Raw genomic sequence first — 16,250 nt, forward strand, 5'->3', positions numbered from 1 at the left:
TTATGACTATCTCTGTAACCTCTCCAGACAGTAATAATAAGAAAATAAAGATAAATAAAGAACTTTTGATGCGCCTTGCACCTCTTTTTAGCTTAATTATATTGGTGCTATTTTTTAGTTTCAGCTCTCCCTTTTTCTTTAATACCGAAAATATCATGACGATTGCTCTACAAACGTCGGTAATCGGCATTATGGCCATTGGGGTAACTTTCGTCATTATTACCGCTGGCATCGATCTTTCATTGGGCTCCGTGGTGGCTTTTTCTGGTGTCGCCGTAGGTATTTGCGCCACGCTGGGCCTGCCGCTGCCTGTGTGTATTATTGCTGGTGTTTTGGCCGGTGGATTGTGCGGCTATGTGAATGGTTTGTTGGTCACTAAAATGACCATTCCACCGTTTATCGCTACGTTGGGCCTGATGATGTCCGTCAGAGGCATCAATATGGTGATGACTGACGGGCGCGCCATCTATTTTGCCGATTACCCGATGTTCAAAACGCTCGCTCAGGGACGCTTATTTGATGTGCTGCCTTATCCTGTTTTCTACCTTGTCATTGTAGCGCTTGTCGGCGCTTACATCCTGAAGAAAACCGTCATTGGTCGCTATGTCTATGCCGTAGGCAGTAATGAAGTTGCTGCTCATCTTTCTGGTATTAAAGTTCAGCGCGTGAAAATTTTCGTCTATGCCTTCTGTGGATTATTAACGGGGATTGCAGGTGTCATTCTGGCATCTCGTCTCAACTCCGGACAACCGACGGTAGGTGTGGGTTATGAACTGGAAGCTATTGCCGCGGTAGTGATTGGCGGAACCAGCTTAATGGGCGGTATTGGTACTATTGGCGGCACAATCATTGGCGCTTTCATTATGAGTGTACTGAAAAATGGCCTCAATTTAATGGGCGTCTCCCAGTTCTGGCAAATGGTCGCGATGGGCGTCGTTGTGGTCGCTGCCGTTTACCTCGATACATTACGCAAAAAGATTCGTTGACTTAGGCTCCCTGTTTTATCGGGAAACAACTGCCCTGACGTTAAGGGTGATTCACTCAGAACGGAGTACAACAATGAAAACCAGGCATTTTATCTATGCGTTATCTCTGCTGGCCTGCGTAACTTCCAGCGCACTGGCGAAGGATTTAAATCTTCCGGTTGTTAGTAAAGGTTTCCAACATGAATTCTGGCAAACCGTAAAAATGGGGACTGAAGCTGCGGCTAAAGAGTTGGGGGATAAAACCAGCTATGTTGGCCCGGCTGATGAAACGCAAATAGCCGAGCAAATTCAGTTAGTCGAAAATGCGATGGCGCAGAAACCGAATGGCTTGCTTCTGGCAGCCCTCGACGCGAATGCGCTCGCCCCACTGGTAGAAACGGCAAATTCACGCGGTATCAAAGTGGTGACCTTTGATTCAGGCATCAATTCAGACATTCCGGTGAGTTTTGTCGCCACCAATAACCGTAAAGCAGGTGCTCAGGCAGCTGATGCCTTAGCTGCGCAGGTAAATAATAAAGGGAAAGTTGGGATTATCGCGCACGTTGCAGGAACATCTTCCGCTATTGAACGCTCGGAAGGCTTCATGGAGCGTATGAAAGAAAAATATCCTGACATTAAAGTCTTACCCGTTCAGTACAGCGATGGTGACCCGCAAAAAGCGATGGATAAAACTATCGATATGATTCAGGCCAATCCCGATCTTGCTGGGATCTATGGCACCAATGAAGGTTCAACGCTCGGGGTGGCGAATGCCATTGATAGCCAGAATCTGAAAGGTAAGGTGAAGGTCATTGGTTTTGATAGTACGGAAGCGATTATTAACTTCCTGAAGAACGGGGTCATTCAGGGCTTTGTTGTTCAGGATGCATACCAGATTGGCTATCAAGGGATCAAAACGTTGAACGCGGCCCTTTCGGGGCAAGCCGTTGAAAAAGAGATCGATATTCCCGTGAAATTTGTTAATGCCGAGAATATTAACACGCCAGAAATCGACAAACTCCTGCACCCATTCGGTAAGAAATAAAAAAATTGGGGATGAATTCTCATCCCCGTTATCTCCAGCGTCAGGGAGGCTTTATGCACAACGGTTATTTTCTCGGTGTCGATGTCGGATCGGCCAGTGTCAGGGCAGGCGTTTACAGTGCCAGTGGCCACAGGCTGGCATTCGCTACTGCGCCCGTCTCCCAGTTTCGCCCTGGCGGCGAGCGTGTCGAACAGTCTTCGGCAGAGATCTGGCAACAAGTTTGTAAAACGGTGAAAGAGGCGACAGCTTTGGCAGGCATCCCCATTTCCGCAATTCGCTCACTGGGTTTTGACGCTACCTGCTCGCTGGTTGTTCTTGATGAACAAGGCCAGGGTTTAGCGGTTTCGTCCGGTGGATCTGCGAATCACGACATTATTATGTGGATGGATCATCGTGCAACTGTCGAGACGGCGCAGATTAACGCAACGAAGGATCCCGCATTGCGCTACGTTGGCGGCGAAGTGAGCGTCGAGATGGAGTTACCAAAGTTACGTTGGTTGAAGACGCATCTACCGCAAACCTGGCAGGCCGCTCATCGCTTTTTCGATCTGGCGGATTTTCTGGTCTGGAAAGCAACAGGGCGAGACGTCGCGGGATTGTGCACGCTAACGTGTAAATGGAATTATCTGGCTCATGAACAACGCTTTAGCCATAGCTTACTGGAATCGGTAGACCTGACCGACATGCTCGAAAGAATTCCCGCCGAAATTCTTCCGCCTGGTGCTGCCGTGGGAACTTTAACTGCCACAGCTGCTGAAGAATTAGGATTAACGACCAATGTTATCGTGGCCAGTGGTTTGATTGATGCCCATGCCGGTGGCATGGCGCTGGCTGGCGCGCAGCCATCAGGAACGCTGGCATTGATAAGCGGAACGTCGAATTGCCATATGTTGTGCAGTGAAAAAGAAATATTCACCCCTGGCGTCTGGGGGCCATACTGGTCGGCCATGTTGCCAAATTACTGGCTAACTGAAGGCGGGCAAAGCGCCGCAGGGGCGCTGGTGGAGTGGACGCTTCAGGAGTCCGGGGCAAGCGCAAATCTTTTTAACAAGGCGCAGCAACGCGGGTGTCATCCGATTCAACTGATTAATGAATGGGTAGCCGCACTGGAAGCTAACGAGTCAGAACCCACACGAAATTTACATGTGCTTGCCGATCATCACGGCAACCGTTCGCCACGAGCGCGGTCCGATGCCAGAGGCAGTGTTTATGGCTTAACACTGGAGCGTGGTGAAAATCAGCTCGCGCGGCTTTATCTTGCGACTTTACAGGCAATAGCCTTTGGCACCAGACATATTATTGAAACTCTGCGGGAAAATGGGCATACCATTACCCGATTAACATTATGTGGTGGTGCAACGCACAACCCTTTATGGCTACGCGAATATGCAGACGTGACAGGTTGCGATATCCACCTGATGCAAGAAGAAGATGCCGTTACGTTGGGCGCAGCAATTAGCGGCGCTGTTGCCAGCGGAGCATGGGGGGATTTTACATCTGCGTGTAAAGCAATGGTTGAAGCCGGAGAGGTTATTCAGGTAAATCCACAACGCCGTGAATTTTTAGAGCGTAAATACCGGGTTTACCTGACGCTTTGGGAGCAACAACAGGCGGTTAACCAACTGATGCAATAAGACAAAAGTTGAAAATACTTTTATGATTGTGATTTGACGTCTGGATGTTAACTGGGAAATACCTATGGCTAAAACAGTAGAGCAGATAGCCAGCGACCTGAATTTATCGGTTACGACCGTGCGACTGGTGCTAAATGGAAAAGCGGAACAATATCGAATCAGCGTCAAAACCCAAACGCGTATCAATGAATATGTTGAACGCTATGGTTATATCATTAATCATTCCGCTCGCAGCCTTAAGCTTAACAAAACTGATACATTAGGGTTGATTGTTCCCAACATATCCAACGTCTTTTTTGCTACGCTGGCAGAAAAACTCGAACAACGCTGTCGACGTTCCGGATATCAACTTACAATCAGTTGCACTTATGATGATGTTGACTATGAAAATAAATTGACGAAAGCATTTATCGCACGAAATGTAGATGGTCTTTTTATTGTTCCTTCGACGCTGGAAAATCAGCAGCATCATTTACGCAAAATTCGTAAGCCAATGGTTTTACTCGATCGTGATTTTAAATATACCGATAACGCATTGGTAGAGAGTAATAATATTTCTGGCGGAGAAAAGCTGACGCAAAATATTCTTGAGGCCGGGCAGGCTCCAGTATGGTTTTTGCTGGGAGATGCCGGTTTGCCGAGTATCAGCGATCGTCTGACAGGCTATTTGAATGCGTTGGCAAAAAAAGGGATTACCCATCGCGATTGGGTGCGGGAAGGTCCGGTAAATACTCCGGAAGGCGGCTATGTCATTATGGAAAAACTCATTGAAGAGCAGGGATGTCCGCAGGCATTTATCGCCTCGTCTTTACCTGTGCTTGAAGGCGCTGTCCGCGCGATTCGCGACCGTCTTGGCGCTGTACCGCCAGAAATCAATATTGGCACTTTCGATGAACATCCTATGCTGGGATTTCTCGCCAACAATGTCTGGTCAATGCAGCAGGATGAAAATGCCTGGGCAGAAAAAGCGTTCGAAATGATGTTAAGCGCGATCGAAGAAAGACCAGTCAAAAAAACAGTTAAAGTAGAAATGAAATTAATTAAGCGCATAAGAAAAAAATAATAATCGCCAAAAGATATCAGGCTACTGAACAATGATATTCAGTGGCCTCCCCTTACTAAAAATAACCCCGTCTTCATTTGCGGTGCTGTTTTACGCAACAAGGCGAGCTGAAACTGTATCTGGAGAATAGAAATGGAAAGAACACGTTTATCCCGTGAAATAATTGAAACCTGTCTGGAAATGACGCGCCTTGGGTTAAATCAGGGGACAGCGGGGAATGTCAGCACACGTTTTGAAAACGGCATGTTGATTACTCCCAGCGGTATTCCTTATGAAAGAATGACGGAGAATATGATTGTCTATGTTGATGGCAACGGCAAATACGAAGAAGGTAAGATTCCTTCCAGCGAATGGCGTTTCCATATGGCGGCCTATCAAAGCAGACCGGATGCCAACGCGGTTGTTCACAATCATGCCGTTCATTGCACGGCAGTTTCCATTCTTAACCGACCAATCCCCGCTATTCACTACATGATTGCGGCGGCTGGCGGTAATTCTATTCCTTGCGCGCCTTATGCGACCTTTGGAACACGTGAACTTTCTGAACATGTTGCGCTGGCTCTCAAAAATCGTAAGGCAACTTTGTTACAACATCATGGGCTTATCGCTTGTGAGGTGAATCTGGAAAAAGCGTTATGGCTGGCGCATGAAGTTGAAGTGCTGGCGCAACTTTACCTGACGACCCTGGCGATTACGGACCCGGTGCCAGTGCTGAGCGATGAAGAGATTGCCGTAGTGCTGGAGAAATTCAAAACCTACGGGTTACGGATTGAAGAGTAATTTCGTAAAGCAACAAGGAGAAGGATGATGGCTAACAGAATGATTCTGAACGAAACGGCATGGTTTGGTCGGGGTGCTGTTGGGGCTTTAACCGATGAGGTGAAACGCCGTGGTTATCAGAAGGCGCTGATCCTCACCGATAAAACGCTGGTGCAATGCGGCGTGGTGGCGAAAGTGACCGATAAGATGGATGCTGCAGGGCTGGCATGGGCGATTTACGACGGCGTAGTGCCCAACCCAACAATTACTGTCGTCAAAGAAGGGCTCGGTGTATTCCAGAATAGCGGCGCGGATTACCTGATCGCTATTGGTGGTGGTTCTCCACAGGATACTTGTAAAGCGATTGGCATTATCAGCAACAACCCGGAGTTTGCCGATGTGCGTAGCCTGGAAGGACTTTCCCCGACCAATAAACCCAGTGTACCGATTCTGGCAATCCCCACCACAGCAGGCACTGCGGCAGAAGTGACCATTAACTACGTGATCACTGACGAAGAAAAACGGCGCAAGTTTGTTTGCGTTGATCCGCATGATATCCCGCAGGTGGCGTTTATTGACGCTGACATGATGGATGGTATGCCTCCAGCGCTGAAAGCTGCGACGGGTGTCGATGCGCTCACTCATGCTATTGAGGGGTATATTACCCGTGGCGCGTGGGCGCTAACCGATGCACTGCACATTAAAGCGATTGAAATCATTGCTGGGGCGCTGCGAGGATCGGTTGCTGGTGATAAGGATGCCGGAGAAGAAATGGCGCTCGGGCAGTATGTTGCGGGTATGGGCTTCTCGAATGTTGGGTTAGGGTTGGTGCATGGTATGGCGCATCCACTGGGCGCGTTTTATAACACTCCACACGGTGTTGCGAACGCCATCCTGTTACCGCATGTCATGCGCTATAACGCTGACTTTACCGGTGAGAAGTACCGCGATATCGCGCGCGTTATGGGCGTGAAAGTGGAAGGTATGAGCCTGGAAGAGGCGCGTAATGCCGCTGTTGAAGCGGTGTTTGCTCTCAACCGTGATGTCGGTATTCCGCCACATTTGCGTGACGTTGGTGTACGCAAGGAAGACATTCCGGCACTGGCGCAGGCGGCGCTTGATGACGTTTGTACCGGTGGCAACCCGCGCGAAGCAACGCTTGAGGATATTGTAGAGCTTTACCATACCGCCTGGTAAATGCGCTGATGTGATAATGCCGGATGCGACGCTAGCTGCGTCTTATCCGGCGTATAAGTTCATTAAATTCAATGTGTTGATAATCGTTTGCATCCGGCACGCCGTTACCGTACCAACCGCAATTGCTGTAAATTGCCGTCGATATGCAAATCGGTTTGTAAGCGGGCAATATCGCGGCACAGAAACGCCATCTCTTTATGGGTTTCTAATTTTTTGCGCCACTTTTCGGCAACCGCATCCAGATTCTCATATATCCCTTCCAGACTCTGAAACTCGACCAGCAGCTGCGTGGCGCTTTTGGGTCCGATCCCCGCAACACCCGGTACCTTTGAACTGCTGATCCCCGCAAGCCCCCAGTAATCGGGCAACTGCTGCGGTTGAACGCCAAATTCTTTATCGATAAATGGCGCATCCAGCCAACGTTTCTGGAAGTAATCACGAATACGTAATGTCGGTGAAAGTAACTGACAGTAGCCTTTATCTGTCGAAACAATCGTTGCCTGATGCCCGGCCTGTGTCACTTTGACCGCCAGCGTGGCGGCTAAGTCATCGGCTTCGTTACCGCTGGCTGACCAGCACGGGACGCCGCGTTGCTCAAAGGCGGTGCGTAGTGCAGGCATCTCGTCGTGCAACTCTTCCGGCATTGGCGGTCGACCCGCTTTGTAATCTGGTAAACGCTGATGACGCCAGCCGCTACTGCGGTTTTCATCATCAAAAACGGCGACCGCGTGGGTTGGCTGGCTGTGCATAATGAGCTGATCGAGCGCGTGCTGGCAGGTTTCGACACAGGGCGAACCCTGAACGGCATGAACACGACGAATAAGATTCAGTGCATCGACAATAAGCAAATGAACAGCCACGATAACCCCCTTAAAGATCAGGCGATAAGGGTAACATTCGATGCCGGAACAGGCTATGGCTGGTTGAGAAAACGGGAAGAGGCCTCGCAAAACGAGGCCTCCGGGAGAGATTAATCGCAGGCAACGATCTTCATTGCCAGGCCACCGCGAGAGGTTTCGCGGTACTTGGCGTTCATATCTTTACCTGTTTCGTACATGGTCTCGATAACTTTATCGAGGCAGACGCGCGGCTCGCTGGTACGGCGCAGCGCCATACGCGCGGCGTTCACCGCTTTTACTGCCGCAATGGCGTTACGCTCGATGCACGGTACCTGCACCTGTCCAGCAACCGGGTCACACGTCAGACCGAGGTTATGCTCCATGGCGATTTCCGCCGCGATGCACACCTGCGCCGGGCTTGCGCCTAACAGTTCTGCCAGACCAGCTGCCGCCATAGAGCACGCCACGCCAACTTCACCCTGGCAACCCACTTCGGCACCAGAAATCGACGCGTTCATCTTATAAAGAGAACCAATGGCGCTGGCTACCAGCAGGTAACGAGCCAGTGAGTTAGCGTTCACTTCGCGGATAAACTTATCGTAGTACGCCAGCACAGCCGGGATAATCCCGCACGCACCGTTAGTCGGCGCAGTCACCACGCGACCGCCAGCAGCGTTCTCTTCGTTCACTGCCAGTGCAAACATGTTGATCCAGTCAACAACCGCCATCGGGTCAGTGGTGGTTTTATCCTGGCTGACCAGCATCCGGCGTAGTGCCGCAGCACGGCGTGGTACGCGCAGTTTGCCAGGCAACACGCCTTCGGTGGAAATACCGCGCTCAATACCGCCGCGCATGACTTCCCAGACGTTCGCCAGGTGCTGTTCCAGCTCTTCTTTGCTGTGCAGCGCCAGCTCGTTTTTCATCATCAGGCCAGAGAGTGACAGCCCGGTTTCCTGACAATGTTTTTGCAGATCGGCTGCTGAACTGTACGGATAAGGAACTTCAACCGGTGCGCTATCCTGCTGGCCAAAATGTTCTTCATCAACGATAAAGCCACCGCCGATAGAGTAGTAAGTCTGGCTGTAAACGACTTTATCGCCCGCCAGCGCGGTAATGCGCATACCGTTTTCATGCAGAGAAAGGTTGTCGGCATGGAAGTTCATGCACTGATCAACCGGGAACTCCACTTCATGCTGACCATTTGCCAGCATCAGGCGACCATGAGTATTCACATCCTGAATAAAACCAGGGATGGAATCGATATCCACGGTATCCGGCAGGTTACCCGCCAGGCCCATAATAATGGCGATATCAGTGTGGTGGCCTTTACCAGTCAGAGAGAGCGAGCCGTACACGTCAACCACCACGCGGGTCACGTCTTTAAGCAGGTTACGGGCAATCAGATCGTCGGTAAATTGTTTACCCGCTTTCATTGGTCCAACGGTATGAGAACTGGAAGGGCCAATGCCGATTTTGAAAATATCGAATACGCTAATCATAGGAAATACATCGCGTTAAAACGGAGGAAGCGCCGCCCGAAAGCGGCGCGAAAGGACTTAGCTGAACAGAGAGTAGAAGATTGCGGAGATTGCAATCAGACCCATCACGACAACGAATACGTTGCTGATGTGACCGCTGTACTTACGCATTGCCGGTACTTTCTGAATTGCGTACATCGGCATCAGGAACAGGATCATCGCGATGATTGGGCCGCCCAGGGTTTCAATCATACCCAGGATGCTCGGGTTCAGGGTGGCAACAATCCAGGTCGTTACCAGCATGAACAGCGCAGTGATACGGTTCAGCTTGTTGATTTCGATAGACTTACCTTTACCACGCAGAGATTTAATCACCATACCGTTGAAGCCTTCACGTGCGCCCAGGTAGTGGCCGAGGAAGGATTTGGTGATAGCGATAATCGCGATAATCGGTGCCATCCACGCGATAACCGGTGCGTTAAAGTGGTTAGCCAGGTAAGACAGAATCGAGATGTTCTGCTCTTTAGCCGCAGCCAGGTCTGCCGGAGTCAGGCTCAGTACGCAGCTGAAGACGAAGAACATTACGGTCAGCACCATCATGATGTGTGCGAATGCAAGGATCTTCGAGCATTTCTGTTCTGCCATATCGCCGTACTCTTCACGCTTCGCAACGGCGAAAGAAGAGATGATCGGAGAGTGGTTGAACGAGAACACCATTACTGGAATTGCCAGCCACAGGGTCATCCACAGACCGTTTCCGGTTGCCGATGCAGTGTCCAGAGACAGCGTTTCCAGTGCTGCGCCGTTCCACTGCGGGATCAGGTACAGAGCCAGCAGCATCAGTACGCCAACAAACGGGAATACCAGAATACTCATCGCTTTAACGATCATCTGCTCACCGAAGCGAACGATGGTCATCATACCCACGATCAGGATCAGCGACAGAATCGCACGCGGCGGTGGTGTCATACCCAGCTGGTGAGACATGAAGCTTTCAACTGTATTGGTGATTGCCACGCTATAAACCAGCAGGATCGGGTAGATAGCGAAGAAGTAGAGCAGGGTAATCAGTTTACCTGCGCCAATACCAAAGTGTTCTTCTACAACCTCGGTGATGTCTTCGCCTGGGTTTTTACCAGACAGTACGAAGCGAGTCAGGCCGCGGTGAGCAAAAAATGTCATCGGGAACGCAAGGATAGCCATGATGATCAGCGGGATCATACCGCCAACACCGGCATTGATTGGCAGGAACAGCACGCCCGCGCCGATTGCCGTGCCGTAAAGGCCCAGCATCCACATGGTGTCTGTCTTGCGCCAGGCACTACGAGAGTCTTTCGACGCAATCGTGCTGGTTTGAGTCGTTTCCATCTATTTCTCCTGGAGGAATGCAAATAATTCAGCTTTTAGCCAGTTCAGCCCGGGAAGGTGCCTGACCGTAAAAATGAAATCTGTCTATCGGCGATGGCTTAATCATTTACCGCCGTAATAATTTGAGGGCGGAAAGATACACACAAGTTATGTATCTATCAGTGATCTTGATCCCAAATACAATAATCTACTTGGAAGATAGATTATCCCAACGCTTTACTCTGTAAATCAAAAGTAAAAGAGAATTTAAGGGCAATATTTGCCCATTAAACGACATCTGACTTCTTCCGGGGCGCGCAATATATGTAGGTTGAACTGAAAAAATCAATACTTTTAGTTAATCATGGCGATAATTTCTTTTTCATAGCGATAAAATGTGGTTTATGAAAATAGGTAAACGTTTGCGTTACAACATAAATTGTATGACATATTAACTGTAATGATATTTATCGCGTGAGGGTGGTAAGAAACATTCATATAACAAATGAAATAAATTGATGGGTATGTGACCAAAAACGAGAAAACCCGGCAACAAACGTCACCGGGGGAGGGAGATTACGTGCAGATTTCGTAGCAAGGGATGTAGGCTGAGCCTGGCAACTTCATACGATGCTGGGCAACAAAACCCTGTAGCAGGTCATCCATACGACGCATAATCTCTTTATCGCCGTTGATTTTATAAGGACCAAACTCTTCAATGGCGCGAATACCGACTTCTTTTACGTTACCCGCCACAATACCGGAGAACGCACGGCGCAGGTCGGCAGCCAGCACTTCAACGGGTTGATCCGGGTAAAGCTTCAGATTAGCCATATTCTCGTGAGACGGCTCAAACGGCATTTGCAAATCTGGCGCAATGCGCATTGACCAGTTAAAGCTGTAGGCATCGCCTGTGTCGCGGCGATTTTCTTTCACCAGCGGCATCGATTTTTTCATCTGACGAGCGACTTCAGCGGCGTCATCAATGATGATGCGGTAATGGCGGCGCGCGTTTTCACCCAACGTATGCACGACAAACTCGTCCAGTACGCGGAAGTAGTCGGCGCTCTCTTTCGGGCCGGTGAGGATCAATGGTAAAACCTGATCTTTGTTGGCCGGGTTCATTAAAATTCCCAGCAAATACAGCAACTCTTCTGCCGTACCCACACCGCCAGGGAAGATAATGATACCGTGAGCGATACGGACAAACGCTTCCAGACGTTTTTCGATATCTGGCATGATGATCAATTCGTTGACCAGCGGGTTAGGCGGTTCAGCGGCGATAATCGACGGCTCTGTCATACCAATAAAACGACTGTCTTTGTAACGCTGCTGTGCGTGTCCGACCGCAGCGCCTTTCATCGGCGCTTCCATCGCTCCCGGACCACAGCCGGTGCAGATATTCAGCTCACGCAGGCCCAGCTGATTCCCGACGCGACGGGCATACAAATACTCGTTTTCGTTAATTGAGTGCCCGCCCCAGCAGACCACCATATTTGGCGCTTCACCGACATGCAGTGCGCGAGCGTTACGCAAGATGGAAAAGACCAGGTTAGTGATGTGGACGGAGTTGTCGAGATTCAGGTTGGGAAAACGAACGGTGTTATGGATTTGCCCGTAAACGAAGAGAATGTCACGCAGAACCGCGAACAAGTTGGCCTGCAAAGCGCGAATAATTCGCCCATCGACAAAAGCCTCTTCCGGGGGATTAATCAGTTCCAGCTTTACGCCGCGTTCACGGCGCAGGACGTTAATATCGAAATTTTCAAAACGAGACAGCAATTCTTTGCTGTTATCGGTCAAACTACCGGAGTTCAGTACGGCAAGTGAACAGTTGCGAAACAGTTGATAGAGGTCGCTGCTGGCGGTGCGTTTAAGCATATCCACTTCCAGCTGCGACAACATATCCATGGAGCCAAGCGGGCTAATATGTGTAATCAAGAAAAACTCCTTATGGGACGAATATCGTCATTCCCTTTGATTACAATAGCCCTGCCTGATGACCTTTCACAACCTTCTGCGTGAATCCAGCACGCAAAATTGAGAAAAAATTTATTGCCGAACCAGTCTTGTGGTCGATGGGACAAAATCGCTATTACTGCGCCACGGGTTAATGTCCAGACCGCCACGACGGGTATAACGTGCGTAAACGCTCAATTTCTCTGGCTGGCAGAAGCGTAACAGGTCATTAAAGATGCGTTCCACGCACTGTTCGTGGAACTCGTTGTGATGACGGAAAGAAACCAGGTAACGCAGCAGTTTTTCTCTGTCAATTTGGCGTCCACGATACTGAATTTGGATCGATCCCCAATCTGGTTGATGGGTGATCAGGCAATTTGATTTCAGCAGGTGGCTGACGAGCGTCTCTTCTACTACTTTTTCGCCACTGGTGGCATTCTCCAGATAGTCAGTAGTGAATTCATAGTTATCGATAGTGATATCCTGGTCATCAATGCAAGTGCCATTGAAATGACCTATCGGTTGGCCTTCCAGTTCATCAAGACGATATAACGCCACGCTAACCTTACCCTGAGCGCAAGTGCTTAAGTCGCGCTCCAGCGTCTGGCGCACCTCATCCCAGTTATTAAAACGCGTCTGGTTAAAACTGTTGAGATAGAGCTTAAAACTCTTCGACTCAATCAGATTTGCGCTGGTGTAATCAAGTTCAACATGACCGACGGCGACCTGCGGCAAACCTTTCGCATTCAGCCAGGAAAGTTCATATAGCGTCCAGATATCCGTACCGTGAAAAGGCAGGTTATCCGCTTTCAGACCCAGCGGATCGCGATTCAGACTACGCGGAACGCCTTGCAGTAGGCTGGCGTCATAGGTATCCCGGTAATCGGTTGATTTTCCAAGAGTCAGGCCCGCAAGTGCCTGATGGTTTGCATAAGAAGACATGTTTCACCGTCATAAACCAGATAAACTAAACGACAAGTGTATCTGGTTTAAGTGAAGAGAGAAATTAGTGGACGATTTGACCGCACAAGCCCTGAAAGATTTTACTGCATGTTACTGCGATGCGTGGCATGAAGAGCATAAAAGCTGGCCGTTGAGTGAGGAACTGTACGGCGTTCCTTCACCGTGCATTATTTCAACTACCGAAGATGCCGTATACTGGCAACCCCAGCCGTTTACCGGGGAACAAAATGTAAACGCGGTTGAACGCGCTTTTGATATTGTGATACAACCCACGATTCATACCTTTTATACGACTCAGTTTGCCGGGGATATGCACGCGCAGTTTGGCGATATCAAACTGACATTGCTGCAAACCTGGAGTGAAGACGATTTCCGTCGGGTGCAGGAAAATCTGATTGGTCATCTGGTGACTCAGAAAAGGCTAAAACTGCCGCCCACGCTATTTATCGCGACGCTGGAAGAAGAGTTAGAGGTCATCTCGGTGTGTAATCTCTCCGGTGAAGTGTGCAAAGAGACGCTGGGAACACGTAAACGGACGCATTTAGCCTCAAATCTTGCGGAATTCCTTAATCAACTTAAGCCTCTTCTGTAATCCAAATACCCCATCTGGTTGTGAGAGATCTCTTACAGACTCTGTAGGAGATCGCCAGGAAATAAGCGAATACTTAAAAAGATAAGAATCGTTATTTTCATTTAAAATCAATATATTGCTTGTCAATTCTTAACTTTCATATGAAATTTTCCTTAAGGCATTGTCTGTAAGCGCCTTGTAAGACTTCGCGAAAAAGACGATTCTATCTTCGTCGACAGGGAGTCAGACAACGAAGTGAACATCAGGATGATGACACTTCTGAAGGACACACCAGGATGGTGTTTCAGGGAAAGGCTTCTGGATGAAGCGAAGAGGATGACGCAGGACGCGTTAAAGGACACCTCCAGGATGGAGAATGAGAACCGGTCAGGATGATTCGGTGGGTCAGGAAGGCCAGGGACACTTCAGGATGAAGTATCACATCGGGGTGGTGTGAGCAGGAAGCAATAGTTCAGGATGAACGATTGGCCGCAAGGCCAGAGGAAAAGTTGTCAAGGATGAGCAGGGAGCAACAAAAGTAGCTGGAATGCTGCGAAACGAACCGGGAGCACTGTGAATACAGTGCTCCCTTTTTTTATTCCTGCTATCCTTCGCGGCAGTTTTTCTTATTGAGGTTGCTTTATGACCACTCATGACCGCGTTCGTCTCCAGCTGCAGGCGCTTGAAGCATTACTGCGTGAACATCAGCACTGGCAAAACGATGAACCCCAGCCGCATCAATTTAACAGTACCCAACCGTTCTTTATGGACACCATGGAACCACTGGAGTGGTTGCAGTGGGTGCTGATCCCGCGAATGCACGATTTGTTAGATAACAACCAGCCGTTACCGGGCGCTTTTGCCGTTGCACCCTATTATGAAATGGCGCTGGCGACGGACCACCCGCAACGCGCGCTTATTCTGGCTGAGCTGGAAAAACTGGATGCTCTTTTTGCGGATGATGCGAGCTAATGCTGGAAATACTCTATCAGGATGAATGGCTGGTTGCGGTAAATAAACCCTCCGGCTGGCTGGTTCACCGCAGCTGGCTGGATCGCGACGAGAAAGTAGTGGTCATGCAAACCGTGCGTGACCAGATAGGCCAGCATGTGTTTACTGCTCATCGTCTGGACCGACCCACTTCTGGTGTGTTGTTGATGGGATTATCCAGCGAGGCCGGACGGCTGCTGGCACAACAGTTTGAACAGCACCAAATCCAGAAACGTTACCATGCGATTGTGCGCGGCTGGTTGATGGAAGAAGCAGTTCTGGATTATCCACTGGTGGAAGAACTGGACAAAATCGCTGATAAATTTGCCCGCGAAGATAAAGGCCCACAGCCAGCAGTGACGCATTATCGCGGTCTGGCGACCGTAGAAATGCCGGTAGCGACCGGACGTTACCCGACCACGCGCTACGGCCTGGTGGAACTGGAGCCGAAAACTGGACGTAAGCACCAGCTCCGTCGCCATCTTGCCCATTTGCGCCACCCGATTATTGGCGACAGCAAACATGGTGATTTACGCCAGAATCGCAGCGGTGCTGAACATTTTGGCCTTCAGCGGTTAATGCTGCATGCCAGTCAGTTGTCATTGACGCATCCTTTTACTGGCGAGCCGCTGACTATTCACGCGGGCCTGGACGACACCTGGATGCAGGCGTTATCACAATTTGGCTGGCGGGGTCTGCTTCCTGAAAATGAAAGGGTTGAGTTCAGTGCGCCATCGGGTCAGGATGGAGAGATAAGTTCCTAATCCAGGGAGAAAACGGTATGGCGGAAATTGGTATTTTTGTCGGCACTATGTACGGAAATTCGCTGTTAGTGGCGGAAGAAGCGGAAGCAATTCTGACCGCGCAGGGCCACAAAGCAACGGTATTTGAAGATCCTGAATTAAGCGACTGGCTGCCCTATCAGGATAAGTATGTTCTGGTGGTTACGTCCACGACCGGGCAGGGCGACCTTCCTGATAGCATTGTGCCGCTCTTTCAGGGAATCAAAGATAGTCTGGGCTTCCAGCCGAATCTGCGTTATGGCGTGATTGCGCTCGGCGACAGTAGTTATGTGAATTTCTGCAATGGCGGCAAACAGTTCGATGCCTTGTTGCAGGAACAGAGCGCTCAGCGGGTTGGCGAAATGCTGTTGATTGACGCCAGTGAGAACCCGGAACCGGAAACGGAATCAAATCCGTGGGTCGAACATTGGGGCACGCTGTTGTCCTGATACGTTCAGCGAGCGGTAAATGCCGTTTTAGCGGTGCTGAATCGAATCTTTTCAGGCAAATGCCAGTAAAAACTGCTTCATAGCGCGGATTTTTACTGGCGTTTGCCTGGAGTCAAGCGATCCATTTCATACTCTTCTTTATTTCTTCGTTTTAACCCTTCCTTTCTTGTTCTTGTTTTCATTTCCGTGAAGTGGATTCCACCGTCCAG

Annotated in this window: 15 protein-coding genes; 10 read left to right on the top strand and 5 right to left on the bottom strand. The window is 49.7% G+C overall.

Annotated elements, in window-relative coordinates:
• Positions 1–2 precede the first annotated feature (2 nt).
• From ACJHWK_RS05840 to fucO, 6 genes are all read left to right on the top strand, one after another.
• The gene (locus ACJHWK_RS05840; RefSeq protein ID WP_001352556.1) at positions 3–986 is read left to right on the top strand and encodes an ABC transporter permease; all 984 of its coding nucleotides are present in this window, start codon (positions 3–5) and stop codon (positions 984–986) included.
• 73 nt (positions 987–1,059) lie between these two features.
• Entirely contained in the window at positions 1,060–2,010 is a 951-nt protein-coding gene (locus ACJHWK_RS05845) for an ABC transporter substrate-binding protein (RefSeq protein WP_000857362.1), read from the top strand.
• A gap of 53 nt (positions 2,011–2,063) precedes the next feature.
• Positions 2,064–3,644 (top strand): FGGY-family carbohydrate kinase, encoded by a 1,581-nt coding sequence (locus tag ACJHWK_RS05850; RefSeq protein ID WP_001521177.1) that lies wholly within the window; start codon positions 2,064–2,066, stop codon positions 3,642–3,644.
• A 64-nt stretch (positions 3,645–3,708) separates the two neighbouring features.
• Positions 3,709–4,707 carry a LacI family DNA-binding transcriptional regulator gene (locus ACJHWK_RS05855; RefSeq protein WP_001140842.1) on the top strand — a complete coding sequence of 333 codons (999 nt, stop codon included), beginning with the start codon at positions 3,709–3,711 and terminating at the stop codon, positions 4,705–4,707.
• Positions 4,708–4,839: 132 nt separating this feature from the next.
• Positions 4,840–5,487 (top strand): L-fuculose-phosphate aldolase, encoded by a 648-nt coding sequence (gene fucA, locus ACJHWK_RS05860; RefSeq protein WP_000442593.1) that lies wholly within the window; start codon positions 4,840–4,842, stop codon positions 5,485–5,487.
• Between the two features lie 27 nt (positions 5,488–5,514).
• Positions 5,515–6,663, top strand: a complete 1,149-nt coding sequence (gene fucO, locus ACJHWK_RS05865; protein WP_410234804.1) for a lactaldehyde reductase — start codon at positions 5,515–5,517, stop codon at positions 6,661–6,663.
• 104 nt (positions 6,664–6,767) lie between these two features.
• Here fucO and xni read toward each other — a convergent pair whose 3' ends face one another.
• The 5 genes from xni to queF all read right to left on the bottom strand — a co-directional run bounded on the left by xni (position 6,768) and on the right by queF (position 13,228).
• Positions 6,768–7,523 (bottom strand): flap endonuclease Xni, encoded by a 756-nt coding sequence (gene xni / locus ACJHWK_RS05870; protein ID WP_001309702.1) that lies wholly within the window; start codon positions 7,521–7,523, stop codon positions 6,768–6,770.
• Between the two features lie 110 nt (positions 7,524–7,633).
• Complete coding sequence (sdaB, locus tag ACJHWK_RS05875; RefSeq protein ID WP_000626404.1) at positions 7,634–9,001, bottom strand: L-serine ammonia-lyase II; 1,368 nt, start codon at positions 8,999–9,001, stop codon at positions 7,634–7,636.
• A gap of 57 nt (positions 9,002–9,058) precedes the next feature.
• Entirely contained in the window at positions 9,059–10,348 is a 1,290-nt protein-coding gene (gene sdaC, locus ACJHWK_RS05880; protein WP_000450476.1) for an HAAAP family serine/threonine permease SdaC, read from the bottom strand.
• A 555-nt stretch (positions 10,349–10,903) separates the two neighbouring features.
• On the bottom strand, positions 10,904–12,268 hold the full coding sequence (gene ppnN / locus ACJHWK_RS05885; RefSeq protein ID WP_000627995.1) for a nucleotide 5'-monophosphate nucleosidase PpnN: 1,365 nt from the start codon (positions 12,266–12,268) through the stop codon (positions 10,904–10,906).
• A gap of 111 nt (positions 12,269–12,379) precedes the next feature.
• A complete protein-coding gene (gene queF / locus ACJHWK_RS05890; protein WP_000100411.1) occupies positions 12,380–13,228 on the bottom strand; it encodes an NADPH-dependent 7-cyano-7-deazaguanine reductase QueF in 849 nt (282 codons plus the stop codon).
• A gap of 67 nt (positions 13,229–13,295) precedes the next feature.
• Here queF and syd point away from each other — a divergent pair, with 67 nt between their 5' ends.
• From syd to ACJHWK_RS05910, 4 genes are all read left to right on the top strand, one after another.
• Positions 13,296–13,841, top strand: coding sequence for a SecY-interacting protein (syd, locus tag ACJHWK_RS05895; protein WP_001521175.1), 546 nt, complete (start codon positions 13,296–13,298; stop codon positions 13,839–13,841).
• A gap of 621 nt (positions 13,842–14,462) precedes the next feature.
• Complete coding sequence (locus ACJHWK_RS05900; RefSeq protein ID WP_000206978.1) at positions 14,463–14,792, top strand: YqcC family protein; 330 nt, start codon at positions 14,463–14,465, stop codon at positions 14,790–14,792.
• Entirely contained in the window at positions 14,792–15,574 is a 783-nt protein-coding gene (truC, locus tag ACJHWK_RS05905) for a tRNA pseudouridine(65) synthase TruC (RefSeq protein WP_000890001.1), read from the top strand. Before ACJHWK_RS05900 ends, truC begins: the two co-directional genes overlap by 1 nt.
• A 17-nt stretch (positions 15,575–15,591) precedes the next feature.
• Entirely contained in the window at positions 15,592–16,041 is a 450-nt protein-coding gene (locus ACJHWK_RS05910; protein WP_000807751.1) for a flavodoxin, read from the top strand.
• The last annotated feature ends 209 nt before the right edge of the window (positions 16,042–16,250 follow it).

The organism is Escherichia sp. WS547, assembly GCF_046486065.1.
In the GTDB taxonomy this organism is placed as follows: domain Bacteria; phylum Pseudomonadota; class Gammaproteobacteria; order Enterobacterales; family Enterobacteriaceae; genus Escherichia; species Escherichia coli.